The sequence below is a fragment of the Arcicella sp. GW822-FHT02H01 genome, assembly GCF_058802005.1.
On record NZ_JBXANT010000001.1, the window covers coordinates 540155 to 556694 of the forward strand.

15 protein-coding genes are annotated in these 16540 nt (G+C 34.8%); 12 read left to right on the top strand and 3 right to left on the bottom strand.

What is annotated here, in order from left to right; translation table 11 throughout:
- Positions 1 to 45 precede the first annotated feature (45 nt).
- Positions 46 to 1011 carry an ADP-glyceromanno-heptose 6-epimerase gene (gene rfaD / locus AC1RNE_RS02385; protein WP_492799448.1) on the top strand — a complete coding sequence of 322 codons (966 nt, stop codon included), beginning with the start codon at positions 46 to 48 and terminating at the stop codon, positions 1009 to 1011.
- 132 nt (positions 1012 to 1143) lie between these two features.
- Here the strand turns inward: rfaD and AC1RNE_RS02390 are convergent, their stop codons facing one another.
- Positions 1144 to 2154 carry a glycosyltransferase family 2 protein gene (locus AC1RNE_RS02390; protein ID WP_492799449.1) on the bottom strand — a complete coding sequence of 337 codons (1011 nt, stop codon included), beginning with the start codon at positions 2152 to 2154 and terminating at the stop codon, positions 1144 to 1146.
- Between the two features lie 89 nt (positions 2155 to 2243).
- Positions 2244 to 2636, bottom strand: a complete 393-nt coding sequence (locus tag AC1RNE_RS02395) for a hypothetical protein (RefSeq protein WP_492799450.1) — start codon at positions 2634 to 2636, stop codon at positions 2244 to 2246.
- A gap of 217 nt (positions 2637 to 2853) precedes the next feature.
- On the opposite strand from AC1RNE_RS02395, the gene AC1RNE_RS02400 reads away from it, so the two are divergent.
- The 4 genes from AC1RNE_RS02400 to AC1RNE_RS02415 all read left to right on the top strand — a co-directional run bounded on the left by AC1RNE_RS02400 (position 2854) and on the right by AC1RNE_RS02415 (position 6136).
- Positions 2854 to 3657 carry a Cof-type HAD-IIB family hydrolase gene (locus AC1RNE_RS02400; protein ID WP_492799451.1) on the top strand — a complete coding sequence of 268 codons (804 nt, stop codon included), beginning with the start codon at positions 2854 to 2856 and terminating at the stop codon, positions 3655 to 3657.
- Positions 3658 to 4056: 399 nt separating this feature from the next.
- Positions 4057 to 4875, top strand: coding sequence for an N-acetylmuramoyl-L-alanine amidase (locus tag AC1RNE_RS02405; RefSeq protein ID WP_492799452.1), 819 nt, complete (start codon positions 4057 to 4059; stop codon positions 4873 to 4875).
- A 232-nt stretch (positions 4876 to 5107) separates the two neighbouring features.
- Complete coding sequence (locus AC1RNE_RS02410; protein ID WP_492799453.1) at positions 5108 to 5962, top strand: SPFH domain-containing protein; 855 nt, start codon at positions 5108 to 5110, stop codon at positions 5960 to 5962.
- A gap of 3 nt (positions 5963 to 5965) precedes the next feature.
- Positions 5966 to 6136, top strand: a complete 171-nt coding sequence (locus tag AC1RNE_RS02415) for a type II toxin-antitoxin system antitoxin (protein ID WP_323252891.1) — start codon at positions 5966 to 5968, stop codon at positions 6134 to 6136.
- Between the two features lie 50 nt (positions 6137 to 6186).
- Here the strand turns inward: AC1RNE_RS02415 and AC1RNE_RS02420 are convergent, their stop codons facing one another.
- Positions 6187 to 7356, bottom strand: coding sequence for an acetyltransferase domain-containing protein (locus tag AC1RNE_RS02420; RefSeq protein ID WP_492799454.1), 1170 nt, complete (start codon positions 7354 to 7356; stop codon positions 6187 to 6189).
- A gap of 355 nt (positions 7357 to 7711) precedes the next feature.
- On the opposite strand from AC1RNE_RS02420, the gene AC1RNE_RS02425 reads away from it, so the two are divergent.
- The 7 genes from AC1RNE_RS02425 (at position 7712) to araA (ending at position 16450) form a co-directional block, all read left to right on the top strand.
- Positions 7712 to 8209, top strand: coding sequence for a YMGG-like glycine zipper-containing protein (locus AC1RNE_RS02425; RefSeq protein ID WP_492799455.1), 498 nt, complete (start codon positions 7712 to 7714; stop codon positions 8207 to 8209).
- A gap of 105 nt (positions 8210 to 8314) precedes the next feature.
- Complete coding sequence (locus tag AC1RNE_RS02430; RefSeq protein ID WP_492799456.1) at positions 8315 to 8692, top strand: TY-Chap domain-containing protein; 378 nt, start codon at positions 8315 to 8317, stop codon at positions 8690 to 8692.
- 1118 nt (positions 8693 to 9810) lie between these two features.
- Positions 9811 to 10512 carry an NUDIX hydrolase gene (locus AC1RNE_RS02435; protein WP_492799457.1) on the top strand — a complete coding sequence of 234 codons (702 nt, stop codon included), beginning with the start codon at positions 9811 to 9813 and terminating at the stop codon, positions 10510 to 10512.
- A 114-nt stretch (positions 10513 to 10626) separates the two neighbouring features.
- Positions 10627 to 12273, top strand: coding sequence for a ribulokinase (locus AC1RNE_RS02440; protein ID WP_492799458.1), 1647 nt, complete (start codon positions 10627 to 10629; stop codon positions 12271 to 12273).
- A gap of 203 nt (positions 12274 to 12476) precedes the next feature.
- The gene (locus tag AC1RNE_RS02445; protein ID WP_309916241.1) at positions 12477 to 13175 is read left to right on the top strand and encodes an L-ribulose-5-phosphate 4-epimerase; all 699 of its coding nucleotides are present in this window, start codon (positions 12477 to 12479) and stop codon (positions 13173 to 13175) included.
- Between the two features lie 188 nt (positions 13176 to 13363).
- Positions 13364 to 14908 carry an alpha-N-arabinofuranosidase gene (locus AC1RNE_RS02450; protein ID WP_492799459.1) on the top strand — a complete coding sequence of 515 codons (1545 nt, stop codon included), beginning with the start codon at positions 13364 to 13366 and terminating at the stop codon, positions 14906 to 14908.
- A 48-nt stretch (positions 14909 to 14956) separates the two neighbouring features.
- On the top strand, positions 14957 to 16450 hold the full coding sequence (araA, locus tag AC1RNE_RS02455; protein WP_492799460.1) for an L-arabinose isomerase: 1494 nt from the start codon (positions 14957 to 14959) through the stop codon (positions 16448 to 16450).
- The last annotated feature ends 90 nt before the right edge of the window (positions 16451 to 16540 follow it).

A 16540-nucleotide genomic window follows, 5' to 3' on the forward strand; every position in this document is an offset into this window, starting at 1 on the left:
AATTTACCTAACACGTATAAATACAATTATTATAATTGCTACTCTATGATTATTGTTACGGGTGCCGCAGGATTTATTGGAAGTTGCCTGATTCAGCGTTTGAATCAAGATAATTTCAATTATATCATCGCCGTTGATGATTTTTCTGATGAACAGAAAAATAAAAATCTTGATGGTAAAAAAATTCAAGAAAGGGTGGACAGAGAACACTTTTTTGAATGGCTAGACGCAAATTATCAGGAAGTTGAGTTTTGTTTTCACATCGGTGCGAGAACAGATACTACTGAATTCAATGTTGATATTTTTAACAAATTGAATTTAAACTACTCAAAGAAAATCTGGAAGAAATGTCATGACTATCAAATCCCTTTAGTATATGCCTCATCAGCAGCTACTTATGGATTAGGTGAATTAGGTTATGATGACAACGAGTCTTTAATTCCTCAATTAAAGCCTTTGAATCCTTATGGAGAATCTAAGAATGATTTTGACATTTGGGCTTTAAAACAGGAAGAACAACCATTCTTTTGGGCTGGGTTGAAGTTCTTCAATGTGTATGGACCAAATGAATTTCACAAAGGTCGCATGGCTTCTGTCATTTGGCATACCTTCAACCAGATTAAAAATACTGGTATGATGAAATTATTCAAATCGCATAATGAAAACTATAAGGATGGAGAGCAAATGCGCGATTTTGTATATGTAAAAGACGTTGTAGAAGTATGTATTTATTTGATGCACCATCGTCGTAATTCTGGTGTTTACAACCTTGGTTCAGGCAATGCACGTACTTTCTTAGATTTGGTTAAAAATACATTCAAAGCCTTGGATGTTCCTGAAAATATTTCATTTATAGATACTCCTGAAGATATTAGAGATAAATATCAATATTTTACAGAAGCAAATATGTCGAAACTTCAATCAATAGGATATGATAAAAACTTTACAACATTAGAAGAGGGCGTGAATGATTATGTTCAAAATTATTTAGCTATCGAGCAATATTATTAGTAGTTGTTAGCTATCAGTTTTGAGCTATGAGCAATGAGTTAACAATAAATAAAAATTCCAAGTTGAAAATTCAACTTGGAATTTTTATTTGATAGTCTATGTAAAATATAAGACATCATTCACAAATCTTTATTATGAAGGATACTCTATTTGTTCCCCTGTTTGTTTGAAGCCTTTATCTTCAAACAGTTTCTTCCACCCTTCGCTCATAAAACCCACTCCATAGCCAATTAGTTGTACAAATACAGCAATAATACTAAGCAAACCTACTTCAACACTTTTATTCTTAATCGTTGAATCAAGAAAGTTAAGCAATATATAAATGCCTAAAATTATGATTCCAAGGTAAAAGAAAGGCGTAAAAATAAAATACCACAATGGTATCGAGAAGCATCCCAGTGTAAAAGCCATCGGGAAAGTATGTACTAGTTTTAATTCTTTAGGGAAATATCGGCTGATATTGATGCGGGCTTTACCGAAAAATCTAAGCTGACGGTAGAATTGAACAAAACTGGTTCTTCGTTTATGATATATAAAGGCCTCTGGAATTAGCCCAGACTTAAAGCCTAGCGAAATAGCCCTGATACTAAACTCGATATCTTCGCCCATTCGAGTGATGATAAAGCCTTTTGTTTTTTCATAGACCTCTCTCGAAAGTCCCATGTTAAAACTTCGTGGATGAAAAGTACCTCCTAAATTCTTTTTACTTCCACGGATTCCTCCTGTAGTAAAAATAGAAGTCATAGAATAACTAATGGCTTTTTGAATGGGCGTAAAATTCGGATGGTCACGGTCGGGTCCACCATAGAGATCTAAATAGTCAGTATTTAATTGGTTTTCAACAATTGACAAATAATCATTTTCAATCAGTGCATCTGAATCAAGAATGATAAAATATTCGCCTGTGGCTTTACTAAAACCAGTATTCCGAGCAAAGCCTTGTCCAGTATTTTGTTGGTAATAATAATGAATATCTAGCTTTTCTTTAAACGTTTTTACAACCTCCTCACATTTAGTAACCGAACCATCTTCAACAATCACTACTTCAAAATGAGTATATGTTTGCTTAACCAAACACTGGAGCAACTCCTCCACTTCATCAGGACGATTATAAACAGGAATAATAATAGAATATTTGCGCATCAGGGATTTTTAAATTTGAAGGCAAATTTCGTTGTTTTTACATACAATGTAACAAAATGTAATGAGTTTTATGGAGGAAAATATAAAACCTAAGGTTTTACTTCCCTAACTTCTTTCTCCTTAACAGTCATTTCCCAATCACCAAAGCTACCATATAAAACAAATGAGCCAAATCTAAATTTATCCACTAGTTCTGTACCTTCAGAAACAGAATCAAAAAACTCTTTATCTACGGGCAATTCAAACTCTACTGCATTGACAGCATCTTTGATGTGCTTCTTGATACTTAGCGAAAAATGGGACTGCTTCAAGCGAATCTTTAAGATGTACTTGGGAGCATTGGCAAAACCGTTCGCTTTCATCGCTTTTAACTGTTCAGATAGCGCAGCATTTTCTTGTTTGAGGGCTTGTACTTCAGCATTATTGCCACATGATGTAAATAGTATTGTACCAATCAAAAATAGATAAATTGAGTTTTTCATGTTTGTTTAAAATAATTGAGTGAGTTAGCGAATGAGTGAGTTAGTGATTAATCACTTTAACTCATTACTTGATATAACTTATTGATAACTATTAAACACTAAAATTGAATGCCAGTGTTTCTTGCATATTACTTAATATCAGGAAACTATATAAACTTTTTTAGATAATGTAAGCTCATAAGTACTTGCGTTGTAATTTGCAGAAAAATCCTTACAAATGAAATATAAAATGCTGGTGTTAGATATGGACGACACCCTACTTTCTGATGAACATCTGATTTCTGATAAGAATAAAGAGATGATTCTAAAAGCCCAAGAAAAGGGTGTTTATGTAGTTTTAGCTTCTGGCAGACCCACTCCTGCGATGACAACTTATGCCAAAGATTTATCTTTAGATACCTATGGTTCTTATATATTGTCTTATAATGGTGGGGTGATTACAGATATGACGAATAATGAAGTATTATTCGAGCAAAGCATTAGTACCGAGCATATTCATGAGCTATATGACTTTAGTGTGGAAAATAATGTACACATTTTAGCATATCACGATGGGGCAATTATTACGGAATCTGAATCGGAATATATCAACTTGGAAGCTCGCCTTACTGGAATGCCACTTCGTAAAGTAGCCAATTTTAAGGAGGCTATCACCGCTCCTTCTGTAAAATGCCTGATGCTTGAAGAACCTGAATACTTGGCGAGTGTAGGTACAAAATTAAAAGCCCAAATTAATCATAAAAGTATCACGACTTCTAAGCCTTTTTTCTTAGAAATCATGCAGAAAGGTATCGATAAGGCCGCTAGTTTAGCAAGATTGGCCGAACGGTTAAATATCCATGCCGATGAAATCATCGCAGTGGGTAATGCCAATAACGATTTGTCAATGATTGAATACGCTGGACTAGGTGTATGGGTTGATAATGTGACGCCTGAGATTCGTCATAAAGCTGATGTGATTGTAGCATCGAACAACGATAATGGAGTGGCTGAAGTCATTGAACGTTATATATTGAATTAAGTAAAAACTGAGAGTGATGAGTTAATAGCTTTTCATCGCTGCGGTTCAAAAGATGGATATACGTTAACATCGTTTATTTTACATTTACGATTTAACAGCTTGATGAATTTGTACCTCAGATACAAATTCATCAAGCTATTTTTTTTCCTCCTCCCTCCTATTTTTCTACTCAATTCTGCTCAACATTTCTACATAGCCTAACTAAATTTTGCATGAGTATACGCTGAACTACCGTTTAATAAAAATTAGAAGCAAAAATGCCTATTTTATTTGACCTGACTACGATAAATATATAGTTTTACTCAAAATTAAATCATTGATAATCAATGACAAACATCTTATAATACCTTCGTAAATCAATAATTATTTAAAAAACCTTTTCTCAAAACTGTCACGATTATGAAAATTCTAAATCATTTACTTTATACTGATGATGGTAAGCAGGTAAGCTATCGTCCTACTCCTAACAAAGCAGGAAAATACACTCCTTCTTATTTGGTGATGCATTATACCGCCGCTACTAAAGCTTCGGGCTCTATTGCTTGGTTTTTGAATCCTACGGCCAAGGCTTCTGCCCATTTGGTGATTGATAGAGACGGTACGATTACACAGTTTGCCCCTTTTAATATCATCACTTGGCATGCTGGTGTAAGTCAATGGAATGGCTTGAACGGATTAAATAGTTATTCAATAGGCATCGAATTGGTAAACGGTGGTAAGTTAGCCAAACAAGGAGGTAAATGGGTTTGTCCCGTAGATAAAACCACTGTAGCTGACAATGATGTAATTATTGCCAAACATAAAAATGAAACGTCTGAAAATGGATGGCAAGAATATTCAGAAAAACAGTTGTCAGTAGCAATAGATGTTGCGACTTTGCTAGTAAAAACTTATCAGTTAAAAGATGTAATAGGTCATGAAGACATTGCTCCTTTTAGAAAAAGCGACCCAGGTCCCGCTTTTCCAATGGCAAGCTTTAAATCCAAAGCAATGGGCCGTAAAGATGCTACTTTAGATTTGTATAAGACGAGTACTAATGTAAATATACGGAAAGGAGCAGGAACACAGTTTGAAACCATTACAGATATGCTACCAACCAATACAAAAGTAACTGTATTGAAACGTGAAGGAACGTGGAGTTTTGTAGAAGTATTAGACATCGTTCATGGGCTAAATGATATAGAAGGCTGGGTAAGTTCGAAATATTTGGTTAAGTAAATAAGTAGTCATGGGTCAGAAACTGTGTTGTCGAAGATTTTGACTACAAATAAATCAAAAAAATTCATTAAAAACCTTCAAGAATCTTGAAGGTTTTTTTTGTATTCCTACGTTAATCTATGCTATCAACCACTCATACTATTTTCTTGATATTTAATACGATAACAACCATTTGTAAATAAAAATTATACTATTATTGTGATATCATTTTAATATCAAAATAATTACTTCTATGAACACTGAAAAAAACATTAATCCATTTAATGGATACGTTGCCCTTTTTGTTTTATTATTAAGTTTTGGGTTCTTGATTTTCGGAATTGTTTACAAACATCCACTTGATGCTACTGTGGCGTGTATTTTGCTTTTATTGATAGCAAAAGGTTTTATTATTATTAGTCCGAACACTGCTAAGGTACTTTTGCTATTTGGTAATTATAAAGGAACAATTAAGCAAAATGGTTTATTTTGGATTAACCCCTTTTATGCTCGTACAAGTTTGTCTATGAAAGCTCGAAACTTTGAAAGCGATAAGGTAAAAGTGAATGATAAAATGGGTAATCCTATTCTAATAAGTGTTATTTTAGTGTGGAAGGTAGAAGACACCTTTAAAGCTATTTTTGATGTCGATAACTATACTAGCTTTATTAAAATTCAAACAGATTCGGCTGTTAGAAAATTAGCAGGCTCTTTCCCTTACGATCATTTTGAGGACGAAATGGCAACAATAACGTTGAGTACCAACTTTGATGACATCAATAATGCCCTTGAAAACGAAGTAACGGAGAGATTAGAAATTGCGGGTATCAAAGTAATAGAGGCTAGAATTGCCTATTTAGCTTACGCTCCTGAGATTGCACATTCAATGTTAAGACGTCAACAAGCTTCTGCTGTCGTGGCGGCACGTCATAAAATTGTAGAAGGGGCTGTTGGTATGGTAGAAAGTGCATTAACCTTATTAAGTGCTAAAAATATCATTACTTTTGATGAAGATAAGAAAGCTACAATGGTAAGTAATTTGATGGTGGTGTTATGTGGCGACAGCGAAACCAAGCCTGTAATCAATACAGGCACTTTAAATCAATAAGTTATGGCTGAAAAAAAATCTTTTGCCTTGCGAATAGATGCTGAAATGATGAAAGCCATTGAAAAATGGGCGGCAGATGAATTCAGAAGTGTGAATGGGCAAATTGAATGGATGTTGAACAAAAGCCTGAAAGATGCCAAAAGGATAAAAAACAAGGATAATTCGACAAATTAAAGATTAAACTATAAGGGATAAAATCATGATGATTTTATCCCTTATAATTTTTATAAATAACGAAGCCACTTCTTTTCTGGATTATCCATTTTGTAATTACCATACCATTCACAAAGAGGATACATTACAATAACTACACTTATCCATACCAAATAAATGCCTGATAAATCAAGTCCCGATTTTCCTGTTGGTCTACCAAAGGTAAAAGTTGCAAAATTCAATTCCTCCCACGTAAAACCTTGTATAAATAACAAAGCTATCATCAACCCATGGATTAGATACCAGTGAATGAGGTAATAAAACAAAGGTACTTTACCATAAACTGAAATAATTTTCACAAACTTACCCTTTAGTCCCCCAACATAAGAAAGCACCACTATCATTACCCCCAACGTAAGAAAGGTGTATAAAAATGAAGGAGGGTATTTGCTTACATTGATAAACGATAGGAAAGTATAGGTAGGATTTTTCTGTACTGACCATTTGCTCAAATCTCCATATAAATTGCTGTATCTCACTACCGCAAAAATTACAAGCATTGATGCGCCTATTACCAATAAAGTTCTTTTCCTTTTTTGGAGAGGAAAATCGAAAATAAGTCCTGCAGCATAGCCCACTAGCATAATTCCAAACCAAGGAATAATTGGATATGAAACCACAAAGGTAAAATCTGGCATCAATGGAAATGCATTTAACGCAAAAAGATAAGTGGCAACAAACTTTAAATCAGGATTTTGGATAGCGGAAGGTAGTGGCGTTATTAAATCATGCGTTAGTATAATCAATAAGCCTAATATCCCAAGTACCTTGGCTGGTAGCCTCACTAAAATAGCCAACAATACAAACCCAAAACCAATGGCTGCAATTACTTGTGATAATATAATTCCAAAATTGATATCAAACCAAATTCCAAAGTTTACGATAGTATATTCTAATAATATTAACCACAACCCTCGGCTAAGTAAAAACCATTGGGTTTGTCCAATATTTTCTTTGTTCTTAAGAGAAATATACACCGAAGTGCCAGATAAAAAAACAAAGGTGGGAGCACAAAAATGAGTGATAAATCGAGTAAAAAACAGAAACGGAGTAGTTGTCACCAAATCTGTTGGGTTCTGAGCAATAGCATCTACGTGCATTAAATCCCTAACGTGATCTAAAGCCATAATTACCATTACCAAACCTCTCATAAAGTCAATTGAATGTATACGCTTATTCATAAATTAAAATGTTTATTTTTAAATTTATGATAATTATTCTTTTAATCAAAAATGGAATAAATAAAAAATTTATCTGGTGTGTTAAGTTTACAATTAGATAACGATACTTTTATGATAATAAGTTTTAACCTCCTCGCTATTCTCTCAATCATTCTTTCAATTCTTCCTCACTGTTGGTCAAGCAAATGTTCATTTAGCCGTAAACAATTTGTTAAATGTTCTTTATCAAAAATCTAATACTGCTTTGTGGGATTCCTTCATTTTAGTGTAGATTTTTTTCCACAGTTGTGCGTTAATCTAAATGGAACACTTTTTTCAAGGGTCTTAGTATATTAAAATCAAACAATTTATATTTATGAAAAAGGTACTAATTATTCTATCTGCTTTATTTATGATGGTTTCGTGTAATTCAACCTCTAAAACAGAAATAGAGCAAGCCAAACAAATGGCTATCGATTCGATACAAAATGTGGAGGCACTTAAATTAGCAAAGCAAATGGCTATTGATTCTATGAAAATTCAGGCCGCTAAACAAGCAAGCATTGATTCTATAAAATATGTCACTGAATTAAAAAGCACAAAAAGCGTATCAAGCAAGGTTTCAGCAGGAGGACAAAAAACTACCACTGAGAGCGTGAGTACTACTAGTTCTTCAACAGTTGTGAAAAAGAAAAAAATGAGTGGTGCTGTTAAAGGAGCATTGATTGGTGCGGGTGTGGGTGCTGTGTCAGGTGCTGTTATTTCTAGAAATAATAAACCTTTGAAAGGTGCATTAATTGGTGGAGTTATTGGTGCTGGCGTGGGTGCTGGTACAGGTGCTATTATAGATGCTAAAAACAAACCTAAAAATTAGCGGATAAATTTGTTATCAATAAAAAACGTCAAAGGTTTTCTAGGAAAGAAAAATCTTTGACGTTTTTTATTGTATTCGCTTTACCTTTGCAGAAAAACCATCCGCATGAATCAATCACTTATCAAAACAGCCATTAATAAAATACTTAAAGAAGGAGGCGATAGCAATTACTTTGTAATCAACATTACGAAAGATTATTATATTCAAGCTGCTAGTTCAAAAGGTGCAGAAGATGTGTTTTGTGAGGCTGTGTCCAATCAATATTTACCTCAAGCAAGTAAGCTGTCGACCGACCAATTAAATAAACTAAATGAAATCGGCTGGAAAAAGCCTACTGAAAGCAATGTTAATTTTTTTCTGGAACTTCCTGCCGACAATGATGTCGCTATTAATTTTTTAACAAACTTTTTAGCTTCGACTATTACAGCAGTTTATTCATCTGAAAATATCACTAAAGAATCTTTCGAATTTCATTTAGAATAATATTATTGATTTCTTAGAAAAGTTAAATTATTGTTTTAAAGAATAAGGCATTTTATATCTTCTCCTGTCAGCATTTTTCTACCCTCACCCAACTAAGTATTTATTCTTATTAATTTCTTAACCTGATATACAATTTATCGGGTTATTTTTGTCCTTTAATCTTTCTACTAAAAACTTCTACGTAAAATCGTGTTCAATTAACACTAATATATTAATATATATTCAAGATATATTAATATATTATAAATCTAATTATTGAAAAAAGATACCAGCTAATAAATTTTTGGTCATTTTAAGGCTTAAAAGCCAAAATTTAAGCATTTCGATATTGTAATTTTAAAAAAAATATTGAAATTAGCAGAAGTACAATTATGAAAAGGTAATAATTAACTTAAGATAAGTTGAGTATAAACCTTTGATTTTTAGACAAATTTGCGTCTAGTTTGTAATTTTTAATATCCTTAAAAACTACTATAAAGATATCATAAGTTAATTTATTATATTTTATTTTTGTATTACTAACCATTTATATTTAAACTTTTTTACTTGGGATTTGAACGTTGAATTCATTTTCCAAACCATTAACACACGCGATAAATTATGACAAGCTTATTGAACAATCCGCTTGTATTGTCCATACTGGCAATACTGGCTTTACAGGCATTCTTTCTTTTGTTCTATTTTTTAAGAAAGACATCTGTTAACAAATGTCCTAGCTGCGGGAACTTGCACTGCGATAGAGTAAAGAGACCTTTTTATATTAAGATATTCCTATCTTACTTCTCAGACATAAAATACTATAACTGCCCTAGCTGTGGCTCTAAATTTTTCATTGTACAGTCCAAAGATAAAACCATTGATGAAAATCAAAAATTTCTAAAGGTTTAATCGCTAGTTTTAAATAAAAGTTATTAAATAGAAAATCTCTTCATATATCAGGTGCTTGTTAGCAGTATTGATGTATGAAGAGATTTTCTTTTGGTCACAAAAAAAAAGTTTTAACCCTAATTTTTTATAAATCAATTTCTTAACTTTAAGAAATTATTTTCTTTTTAAAAGAATTTGTTGTATTAAATAAATTGTGTTACATTTACACAATCTATTTCAATACAACAGGAATGCTTCAAAAATACACACATGATACTAGGATTCTCTTAGCCATCGACTGCATAATTTTCGGCTTTGATGGTGAAGAATTAAAATTACTCTTGATTAAACGAAACTTTGACCCCGAAAAAGGAAAATGGTCGTTGATGGGAGGATTTTTGAATGAAACCGAAGATTTGGAAGAAGGAGCAAAAAGAGTATTGAATGAATTAACTGGGCTTGAAAATGTGTATATGGAACAACTTCAAGCTTTCGGCGAAATCACGCGTGACCCAGTAGAACGGACTGTTTCTGTCAGTTTTTTTGCCTTGATTAATATTCATGCCCACGACTCTGAACTATCACGTTCGATGAATGGATATTGGTTCAATTTTAAAGACAAACCTGATTTAATTTTTGATCATAACAAAATGGTTAATATGGCGCTTTCTCAGTTACGCTACAAAGCTGCCTTACATCCACTTGGTTTTGAGTTATTACCTGAAAAATTCACGATTCCTCAATTACAAAAACTGTATGAGGCTATTTATGATATGAATCTTGACCGTAGAAATTTTAGCAGAAAAATCATTTCTACAGGTTTATTAATTGATACAGGTGAAAAAAACGAAAATTCTGCGACCAAAAAAGCAATGCTTTACCAACTTGACGCCGAAAAATATAAAAACAATTTCAACGATTTCCACAACTTTATTTCTGACTTTAAATGGTAAAATGATTTGAAAAATTGATGATATTATTCAATCATCTTGTCAGTCCATTACATAAATATTTTTTAATAACTTTTATTACAATTGTGTCATGATGACACGAAAATTATTTAACCAATGAAAAACCAATACGTCATCGGTGTTGATTATGGAACAGACTCTGTTCGTTCAGTATTAATTGATACTTCAAACGGTAAAGAAATTAGCCAATCTGTTTTTTATTATCCAAGATGGAAAGCTGGGAAATATTGTATTCCTGCTAAAAACCAGTTTCGTCAACATCCTTTAGATTATCTTGAAGGCTTAGAAAGCACTATTAAAGATTGTTTAGCAAAAGCACCACAGGTAAATCCTGCATCAGTAAAGGGTATTTCAGTGGATACTACTGGCTCTACTCCTGTTGCGGTTGACAAAGCTGGTACTCCTTTGGCATTAACAGCGGGGTTTGAAGAAAATCCAAATGCAATGTTTGTACTTTGGAAAGACCATACTTCGGTGAACGAAGCGGCTGAAATCAATCAGGTTTCTCGTACTTGGGGTGGGGTTGATTACACGCAATTTGAAGGTGGCATCTATTCTTCAGAATGGTTCTGGGCAAAAATTTTACACATTACTCGTGAAGATGATAGCATTGCAACATCTGCCTATTCGTGGATGGAACATTGCGACTGGATTCCTGCTGTATTAATTGGTAGTGATGATGTTGATGCTGTAAAGAGAAGTCGTTGTGCGGCTGGGCATAAGGCGATGTGGCATGAGTCATGGGGAGGTTTACCTTCAGAAGAATATTTAGGAAAATTTGATAGTCGTTTGGCTGCATTGCGTTCACGACTATTTGAAGATACTTATACAGCCGATGTTTCAATGGGCAATTTATGCCAAGCTTGGGCTGATAAATTAGGCTTAACGACCGATACCATCATTTCTGTAGGAACTTTTGATGCACACGCTGGTGCAGTAGGTGTTGAAATTGAATCTGCTACGTTAGTAAAAGTAATGGGTACTTCTACTTGCGATATGATGGTTGCTCCTTTTGATGAAATTGGCGACAAACTAGTTCGTGGTATTTGTGGTCAGGTAGATGGTTCTATTATTCCAGGGATGTTAGGCTTAGAAGCAGGACAATCTGCTTTTGGTGACTTATTGGCTTGGTTTAAAAACCTAACGATGTGGTCGGTACAAAACGCTGATATTGCACCAGAAATTAAGCAACAAATTGAAGATTCTATCATTGTAAGTCTTTCAAAAGCAGCGGCGGCGATACCAATTTCTGAAAAGAACGTTGTTGCCTTAGACTGGGTAAATGGTAGAAGAACACCTGATGCTAACCAAGCGTTGAAAGGTGCCATTATGGGATTGGGCATGGGTTCTGATGCTCCTGCTATTTTCCGTGCGATGGTCGAGGCTATTTGCTTTGGTTCTAAAGCGATTGTTGATCGTTTTAAAAATGAAGGTGTTGATATTAAGCAGATTGTTGGTATGGGTGGTGTGGCTAAAAAGTCTGATTTTGTGATGCAAACGCTTGCTGATGTATTAGATATGCCTGTTAAAATCGCTACTTCTGAACAAGCGCCTGCTTTGGGTGCTGCCATGTATGCAGCCGTTGCAGCGGGCATTCATCCTGATGTAAACACTGCTGTTTCGGCGATGGGTAACGGTTTTGATAAAACGTATTTTCCTATTGCTGAGAACGTTGCGCTGTATGCAAAGCTTTATCAAAAATACGAAGCGCTAGGGGCTTTTGTTGAATCGCAGACTTTGTAAGAATCAAGACTTTAAGACGCAAGATACAAGACTAAAGGTCTTTGGACAGTAATAGAAAAGAAGCAAGACTATAAGATTAAAGAGTAAAGAAGAAAGATGCTAGACTTTAGGACTTTGGAGTTTAGCCATAAACCTTGTTTCTTTTCTCTTGCTTCTTGTCTCTCTCAATAACAATTCATAATTACTATTTCATATTTAACAATATGTATCAAGACATTAAACAAGCCTGTTTTGAGGCAAATATGCAACTTCCTAAATTGGGTTTGGTTGTATTTACTTTCGGAAATGTAAGTGTTGTAGATAGAGAAAAAGGTGTTTTTGCTATTAAACCTAGTGGCGTACCTTACGAATCTCTACAGGCTGACCAAATCGTAATTTGCGATTTTGATGCTAAAGTAGTAGAAGGTACTTTCCGTCCTTCTTCTGATACTAAAACTCATGCGGTGTTGTATAAACATTGGACAGAAATCGGTTCTATCGTTCATACGCACTCTACTTATGCTACTTCATTCGCACAGGCTCAGATGGATATTCCTATTTTAGGAACTACTCATGCCGACCATTTGACGGTGGATGTACCATGCGCTCCTCCTATGAGTGATGAAATGATTAAAGGAGATTATGAATATGAAACGGGTTTCCAAATCATGAATCATTTTGAGAAAAAGGGTTTTTCTTATAAAGAAGTAGAAATGGTTCTTTTGGGAAATCATGCTCCTTTTACATGGGGTAAAAACGCCGAAAAAGCTGTTTATAATGCTGGTGTTTTAGAAGCAGTTGCTCAAATGGCTTACCTTACTTGTACGTTGAACCCACGAGTAAACCGTTTGAAAGATACCTTAATTGAAAAGCATTACGAACGTAAACATGGTGTAAGTGCCTATTACGGACAAGGATGTTAATTAGTGAGGAGTTTTGAGTGCGGAATGTAGAGTCATTTACGATAAGTACTCAATCACAAACAAGTAATCTTTTTTTCAAATAGGAAATAAAGGGAATTTTTAAGGGTGATTGCAAAAAAACAATCACTAACTCACAATTCACTCATTCACAATTATATATTATTCCAATTAAATCCTCAAAAAACTCGATGAAAAAACAACTATTGGCAGTGGCATGTTTAGGGCTTTCTTTCTTAGGAAATGCTCAAAATACAGCGACATTGCAAGCTGATTCAGGTAAAGTTACTATTAACAAGCACATCTACGGGCATTTTGCAGAACATTTAGGTACGTGTATCTACGGTGGTTTTTATGTGGGTGAAAACAACACAAAAATCCCGAATAAAGATGGTGTAAGATTAGACATTATTGATGCGCTTAAAAAATTAAAAATTCCTAACCTACGTTGGCCAGGTGGTTGTTTTGCTGATACTTATCACTGGAAAGATGGTATTGGACCAAAAGCTCAACGCCCAGCGATGGTTAATACTTGGTGGGGTGGTGTTACTGAAGATAATTCTTTTGGTACACACGATTTCTTAAATATGTGCGAGCTATTAGGTACTGAACCATATATTTCGGGTAATGTAGGTAGTGGAACTGTACAAGAATTGAAAGACTGGACTCAGTATATAAACTTGGGAGCTGGAACAAGTCCAATGTCAAAATTGCGTGAGCAAAATGGTCGTGAAAAACCTTGGAATGTTTCAATCTGGGGAGTAGGTAACGAAGCTTGGGGTTGCGGTGGAAACATGACAGCCGAATATTATGCTAACATCTATCGTCAGTATGCTACTTTCATGGCAGGAGCAGATAAAAAAGGACTTTTCAGAGTAGCTTCTGGTGCAAGTGATGCAGATTATAAATGGACAGAAACGTTGATGAAGAACATTCCTCATCAAATGCTTGAAGGTGTAGCCATTCACCATTATTCAGTTTTAAGCTGGGGCGAAGGTAAAAAAACTTCTGCTACAGAATATACGGATAAAGAGTATTTCAAAACAATGCAACAAGCTTTGTTGATGGATGAATTGGTAACAAAACATTCAGCAGTAATGGACAAGTACGACCCTAAAAAGAAAGTTGCTTTAGTAGTTGACGAATGGGGCGGTTGGTACAATGTAGAAAATGGTACAAATCCGGGTTTCTTGTTTCAACAAAATACCATGAGAGATGCCATGATTGCAGGTGCAACTTTGAATATTTTCAATAACCATGCTGACCGTATTAGAATGGCGAATTTAGCACAGGTAGTAAACGTTTTGCAAGCCGTTATCCTTACGAAAGAAGAGAAAATGATCCTCACTCCTACTTACCACGTAATGGAAATGTACAATGTTCACCAAGATGCTACTTTGCTTCCAATCAAAGTAAAAACTAACGACTTTGTATTTGAAGGAGAAAAATTACCAGCGGTTTCGGTTTCGGCTTCAAAAGATGCTAAAGGTTTAACACACATCTCTTTAACAAATGTTGACCCTAAAAATCCTCAAGAAATCACGATTGATTTAAAAGGTGCTAAATACGTTTCTGTTTCAGGAAGAATTTTAGCTGCTGAAAAATTAAGAGACTTCAATTCATTTGAAAATCCTAATAAAATTCAACCAAAGGCATTTTCAGGAGCAACGATTTCGGGTAATCAATTAAAAGTAAAATTACCAGCGTTTTCAGTAGCTGTTTTGGAATTAAAATAATTATATCACACATAACATTCTGGTGCTTACCAAATTATATTTATTAAAATGATTGACTTAAAACAAAACGAAGTTTGGTTCATTACAGGTAGCCAACACCTTTACGGAGAAGAAACACTTAAGCAAGTGGATGACCACTCTAAAATTATTGCTGAAGCGCTCAACAAGTCTTCAAAAATTCCAGTAACTGTTGTATTTAAGCCTGTTTTAAAAACGCCAGAGGAAATATACAATATGGCCATTCAAGCAAACTCTGATGCAAAATGTATTGGATTAATTTGCTGGATGCATACTTTCTCGCCATCAAAAATGTGGATTAATGGCTTGAAAATTTTACGTAAACCTCTTTGTCATTTACATACCCAGTTCAATGCTGAAATTCCGTATGCGGATATCGATATGGACTTTATGAACTTGAACCAGTCTGCACATGGCGACCGTGAATTCGGTTTCATCGGAGCTAGAATGGGTATCGCTCGTAAGGTAGTAGTGGGTCACTGGCAAGACGAAGAGGTTCATGAAAGAATCAACGTTTGGAGTAGAGTAGCCTCTGGTTGGAACGATTTACAAGGTGCTAAATTTGCTCGTTTTGGCGATAATATGCGTTTTGTAGCGGTAACAGAAGGCGATAAAGTAGAAGCTGAAATCAAATTTGGATATTCTGTCAACACACACCCAGTAGGTGATTTAGTAGGTATTATCAATTCAGTGAGCGACGCTGCTATTAATGCATTGATTGAAGAATATGAAGCACAATATACTTTGATGGATTCATTGAAAGTAAACGGTGGACAAAGAAGTAGTTTGGTTGAAATTGCTAGAATTGAAGCTGGTTTACGTTCATTCCTTACACAAGGAAATTTCAAAGGTTATACTAATACTTTTGAAGATTTGCACGGAATGGTTCAATTACCGGGTATTGCTTCTCAGCGTTTGATGGCTGACGGATACGGTTACGGTGGCGAAGGCGACTGGAAAACGTCTGTATTGGTGCGTACATCTAAAGTAATGGCAGCAGGTTTAGTAGGTGGAACTTCATTCATGGAAGATTATACTTACCACTTCTCACCAAACAACAACCAAGTATTGGGTTCACACATGTTGGAAATCTGTCCTACTATCGCTTCAGGCAAACCAACTTGCGAAATCCACCCATTAGGTATTGGTGGTAAAGCAGACCCAGTTCGTTTGGTGTTCAACTCTCCTGCTGGCCCAGCTTTAAATGCGTCAATGGTGGATATGGGCGGACGTTTCCGTTTAATTGTTAACGAAGTAGAGGCTATCGAACCAGCCGCTGAATTACCAAAATTGCCAGTAGCACGTGTATTATGGAAAACTAAACCTGATTTGAAAACCGCAGCACAAATGTGGATTTTGGCAGGTGGTGCACACCATACTGTTTATTCGCAGGCACTTACACAAGAATTCTATGCAGATTTCGCTGAAATCGCAGGCATAGAATACGTATTGATTAATGATAAAACAGATTTGTACCAATTCAAAAATGAATTGCGTTGGAATTCAATGTTTTATAGAAGATAAATAAAATTGGGTTTTTGTATTGGTACCTCTCGCCTGAGAGGTATCAATCTTCTTGAGTTAATGAAAACTTAATAAAGCTTCAGACCCAAA

What these genes read in the sequence shown, in the direction of transcription:
- rfaD (WP_492799448.1), top strand. Translation starts at nt 46, where the DNA reads ATGATTATTGTTACGGGTGCCGCAGGATTTATTGGAAGTTGCCTGATT.
- AC1RNE_RS02390 (WP_492799449.1), bottom strand. Translation starts at nt 2,154, where the DNA reads ATGCGCAAATATTCTATTATTATTCCTGTTTATAATCGTCCTGATGAA.
- AC1RNE_RS02395 (WP_492799450.1), bottom strand. Translation starts at nt 2,636, where the DNA reads ATGAAAAACTCAATTTATCTATTTTTGATTGGTACAATACTATTTACA.
- AC1RNE_RS02400 (WP_492799451.1), top strand. Translation starts at nt 2,854, where the DNA reads ATGAAATATAAAATGCTGGTGTTAGATATGGACGACACCCTACTTTCT.
- AC1RNE_RS02405 (WP_492799452.1), top strand. Translation starts at nt 4,057, where the DNA reads ATGAAAATTCTAAATCATTTACTTTATACTGATGATGGTAAGCAGGTA.
- AC1RNE_RS02410 (WP_492799453.1), top strand. Translation starts at nt 5,108, where the DNA reads ATGAACACTGAAAAAAACATTAATCCATTTAATGGATACGTTGCCCTT.
- AC1RNE_RS02415 (WP_323252891.1), top strand. Translation starts at nt 5,966, where the DNA reads ATGGCTGAAAAAAAATCTTTTGCCTTGCGAATAGATGCTGAAATGATG.
- AC1RNE_RS02420 (WP_492799454.1), bottom strand. Translation starts at nt 7,356, where the DNA reads ATGAATAAGCGTATACATTCAATTGACTTTATGAGAGGTTTGGTAATG.
- AC1RNE_RS02425 (WP_492799455.1), top strand. Translation starts at nt 7,712, where the DNA reads ATGAAAAAGGTACTAATTATTCTATCTGCTTTATTTATGATGGTTTCG.
- AC1RNE_RS02430 (WP_492799456.1), top strand. Translation starts at nt 8,315, where the DNA reads ATGAATCAATCACTTATCAAAACAGCCATTAATAAAATACTTAAAGAA.
- AC1RNE_RS02435 (WP_492799457.1), top strand. Translation starts at nt 9,811, where the DNA reads ATGCTTCAAAAATACACACATGATACTAGGATTCTCTTAGCCATCGAC.
- AC1RNE_RS02440 (WP_492799458.1), top strand. Translation starts at nt 10,627, where the DNA reads ATGAAAAACCAATACGTCATCGGTGTTGATTATGGAACAGACTCTGTT.
- AC1RNE_RS02445 (WP_309916241.1), top strand. Translation starts at nt 12,477, where the DNA reads ATGTATCAAGACATTAAACAAGCCTGTTTTGAGGCAAATATGCAACTT.
- AC1RNE_RS02450 (WP_492799459.1), top strand. Translation starts at nt 13,364, where the DNA reads ATGAAAAAACAACTATTGGCAGTGGCATGTTTAGGGCTTTCTTTCTTA.
- araA (WP_492799460.1), top strand. Translation starts at nt 14,957, where the DNA reads ATGATTGACTTAAAACAAAACGAAGTTTGGTTCATTACAGGTAGCCAA.